This is a genomic window from Pseudoalteromonas sp., from assembly GCF_041613455.1.
Taxonomy (GTDB): domain Bacteria; phylum Pseudomonadota; class Gammaproteobacteria; order Enterobacterales; family Alteromonadaceae; genus Pseudoalteromonas.
Window position 1 is genome coordinate 1 of record NZ_JBFJHD010000304.1, and the last position, 2,841, is coordinate 2,841.

3 protein-coding genes and 2 tRNA genes are annotated in these 2,841 nt (G+C 41.0%); 4 read left to right on the forward strand and 1 reads right to left on the reverse strand.

Annotated features, from left to right (window positions below):
• Positions 1-69: 69 nt before the first annotated feature.
• On the reverse strand, positions 70-717 hold the full coding sequence (gene yrfG / locus ABYB02_RS16310; protein ID WP_372763429.1) for a GMP/IMP nucleotidase: 648 nt from the start codon (positions 715-717) through the stop codon (positions 70-72).
• Between the two features lie 62 nt (positions 718-779).
• Between yrfG and nudE the strand changes: the two genes are divergently transcribed.
• From nudE to ABYB02_RS16330, 4 genes are all read left to right on the forward strand, one after another.
• A complete protein-coding gene (gene nudE, locus ABYB02_RS16315; RefSeq protein WP_011326849.1) occupies positions 780-1,352 on the forward strand; it encodes an ADP compounds hydrolase NudE in 573 nt (190 codons plus the stop codon).
• Positions 1,345-2,130: a 3'(2'),5'-bisphosphate nucleotidase CysQ gene (gene cysQ / locus ABYB02_RS16320; protein WP_011326850.1), complete on the forward strand. Its 786-nt coding sequence runs from the start codon at positions 1,345-1,347 to the stop codon at positions 2,128-2,130. The genes nudE and cysQ overlap by 8 nt, the downstream gene beginning before the upstream one ends.
• 152 nt (positions 2,131-2,282) lie before the next feature.
• A tRNA-Met gene (locus tag ABYB02_RS16325) sits at positions 2,283-2,359 on the forward strand.
• A 195-nt stretch (positions 2,360-2,554) separates the two neighbouring features.
• Positions 2,555-2,631: transfer RNA gene (locus tag ABYB02_RS16330), tRNA-Met, on the forward strand.
• Positions 2,632-2,841 lie beyond the last annotated feature (210 nt).

Here is a 2,841-nt window from a genome sequence, read left to right on the forward strand (position 1 = left end):
GATTTTGCAAAATTAGTGTACGAAGGCTTAGAGGCACGATATCCAACAAAATAGTTTGCGCTAAAATAATTAAATTAGCTTGCGATAGTCGGTAACATTTAAGTAATCGGCTATATCGTTATGTGGTTGTTGGCTGTCTGGGTTAGCAACCGCAAGCAAGTGTTCAATACCGTATTGGCGTGCAGCGTTGAGTACAGGAACACTATCATCAACAAAAAGCGTACGGCTTTTGTTAAATCCTAAGTCACTTTGCACCTGTTGCCATAAGCTTTGTTGCTCTTTACTTACCCCATATTCATGAGTCGATACGACTCCATCTAAGTAGTTATCAATTGCAGTTTGCTCAAATTTAAGCATTACACACTCAGGGTGGGCGTTAGTAAGTAAAATTAACTCTTTACCTGCTTTTTTAAGTTCAGTTAAAAAGTACGGCACATCGTCGCGCACTTTTATTAAGTGCTTAGACTGTCGCTTTAGTTCCATAATAGGCAGGTTTAACTGTTGCTCCCAATAATCTGAGCAGTACCATTGTATTTTTCCGTTAACGGCTTGGTAGCGTTTTGAAATATCAGCTTGCGCTGCTTCAAAGCTAATATTTTTTGCTAATGCGTGCTGTTGTGGAATAACGTTAAGCCAAAAATGGCTATCGTAATGTAAATCGAGTAATGTTCCATCCATATCGAGTAAAACTGTATCGATTTTTGACCAATTTAGCATGGGCTTTTCCCTGTGAAAAGTTTATGATTAAGCACAACTGCCATGATAGCAAATTAACGCCAATGACACAGAAAAAGCACCCTATACCACCGCAAATCCTCAGTAATAAAGTTGTAGCTAAAAGTCGCTTATTTACCGTGGAATCTTTAGAACTTAAATTCTCTAATAACGAAGAACGTCAATATGAGCGAATTCGTGGCGGCGGGCGAGGTGCAGTAATGATTGTGCCGTTAACTAAAGATAACGAATTACTACTAGTGCGAGAATATTGCGCTGGTACTAACGACTATCAACTGGGTTTTCCTAAAGGGTTAATTGACCCAGGTGAAACACCAGAGCAAGCCGCTAACCGTGAACTTAAAGAAGAAGTTGGTTTTGGTGCAGATTACCTAAAACGATTAAAAGCGGTATCTATAGCGCCAAGTCATTTTAATACCACTATGCACATTATGGTCGCTAAACAATTGTATTCACAAACATTGCCCGGTGATGAGCCAGAGCCACTGGTCGTTGTTAAGTGGCCATTAACCGATTGGCGGTCATTATTAACACAAGACGATTTTACCGAAGCACGCAGTGTAGCTGCTTTATTATTATTAGATCAGTATTTAGCATCAGGAGTCATTGATGAATAAATTACTAGAGCCTTGTATATTATTGGCTGAGCGTGCTGGTGATGCCATTATGGCTATTTATAAAAATGGTGATATTGGCAAAGAGCAAAAGCTAGACAACACACCAGTTACTAAAGCTGATCTTGCTGCTAACGACGTACTTGTGGCTGGTTTAGAGGCATTAGCACCCAATATTCCTATTATGTCAGAAGAAACACCGATCCCAGCATTAGCCGATAGGCAGCATTGGCAACGTTATTGGTTACTTGATCCTATGGATGGTACCGGAGAATTTATTTTAGAAAGTGGCGACTTTGCGGTAAATATAGCACTCATTGAGAATAACCAACCTGTGCTGGGAGTTATTCATTGGCCAACAAAAGGGGTAACCTATTTTGCGAGCGCCGATAATGGGGCATTTAAGCGTAAAAATGGTAGCGATAAGCAAATATTTGTAGCCTCACCCGATAACTTAACGGTTGCAGTGAGCCGCCGCCAAAAAATTGAAGCAGTGAGCCAGTACCTTAACGCCCAATTTACTACCGTTGCTTTAGGGTCATGCTCTTTAAAGGCATGTATTGTAGCAGAAGGAAAGGCTGACTGTTTTTTAAGAATAGGCCCCACTGGTGAGTGGGATACGGGCGCATCACAAATTATAGTTGAGCAAGCTGGCGGCAGTATTACCGATGCAGAGTTTAACCCACTAACTTATAATCAGCGTGAAAGCACTGAAAATCCAGACTTCATTGTAATGGGGCACCCTGATTGGGAGTGGCAAAAAATGATTAACCCACATTAATGGGAATGCTTATAACACCACTTGCTTGCTTTTTGTTCACTTAAACAATAATAATAACTAAAGCCTTGCATTATATGTTTATTCCTATATAGTAGCGCTCTCTTCAAGGCAGGCTCGTAAATATTACGGATTTGTTTTAAAGAAATTACAGGCGCGGGATGGAGCAGTCTGGTAGCTCGTCGGGCTCATAACCCGAAGGTCGTCGGTTCAAATCCGGCTCCCGCAACCAATTTCCTTTAGAGGATTGAGGTTACTGTAAATGTTAGTTAGGGAAAAGCTTGTCGGTCTCAGCTCTTCATTAGCCAGCAAAGGTAGTCGTTTTAAATTCGGCTCCCGCAACCAATTTCCTTTAGAGGATTGAGGTTACTGTAAACTCTAGCTTAAGAGATAAAATAAAGTAGTCGATAGACTTAAAATATACAGGCGCGGGATGGAGCAGTCTGGTAGCTCGTCGGGCTCATAACCCGAAGGTCGTCGGTTCAAATCCGGCTCCCGCAACCACTGAAATAAATAAGAATAAACAGACACTCTTAAAGAGTGTTCTTTTATGTCTGAAATTTAGTGAGTGACTCATAACCCGAAGGTCGTCGTCACTGCGTGATGCGTTCGCTCTTCATAAACTCTGGCTCCCGCAACCACTGAAATAAATAAGAATAAACAGACACTCTTAAAGAGTGTTTTTTTATGTCTAAAATTTGGCGAATGACTTAC